General features: G+C 37.5%; 1 protein-coding gene. It reads right to left on the bottom strand.

The window, feature by feature from the left end:
- A partial coding sequence (locus tag HM985_RS17120; protein ID WP_317167147.1) for a choice-of-anchor Q domain-containing protein occupies positions 1–744 on the bottom strand: 744 nt, incomplete at both ends.

Raw genomic sequence — 744 nt, 5'->3', positions numbered from 1 at the left:
GTATTAGTTGTAATACTTAAATCTCGGGCAGTTAAAGTAGTTTCTGTACCTGCAAAACCACCGTACAACTGCACATTATTCACCATTAAAAAGGTGTTTTCTCTTGTTTGGTTGGTTCCAAAATTGGCGCCATCTTCTGGGCTATAAAGCGGGTTGTATGTACCGCCTGCTACCCATATTTGTAAGGGCGTTGTTGCCCAACTAGTAGCTTCATTATTTTTTGCCCAAACTAAGGCATCTGCTAGTTCTGGTAGCGCGTTTGACCAAGAACTACCATCTGCTGTACCACCACTTACAGCTTTATTGACATAAAGAATGTTGTTGCTGTCTGGGGTAAATTGAATTGATTGGTTTTCATAAGCTCCTAAATCTATAGTTGCACCAAATAAACGGGCATTACCGGCTAAATCTAAATCATTAGCCAAATCACCGCCTGCAGTAGTGTAAGATGCATTATTACCTGCATTTATAGCAACACTACTATCTTTTAAGCTATAATCGCCATTGCTTGGGTCTGTAAAAATGTCTGTATCAGTTAATGCTGTAGCGTCTATATTATTATTTACTGTAGAGCTATTATCTTTTATGAGTGAATAATTAGCTATATACCCACCTGTAATACCTCCCCAAACAATACTACTATTTAAAGTTACTGAACCATTAACAGTATTATAAATAGCCCCTACAACCGTTGTATTGGTTAAACTAGGTGATGAATTATCATAATTATAAATTCCGCCGCCA

It is taken from the genome of Winogradskyella wichelsiae, from assembly GCF_013403925.1.
Lineage (GTDB): Bacteria > Bacteroidota > Bacteroidia > Flavobacteriales > Flavobacteriaceae > Winogradskyella > Winogradskyella wichelsiae.
The sequence above is the reverse complement of the archived record's forward strand: the minus strand, read 5'-3'. Positions and strand labels throughout refer to the sequence as shown.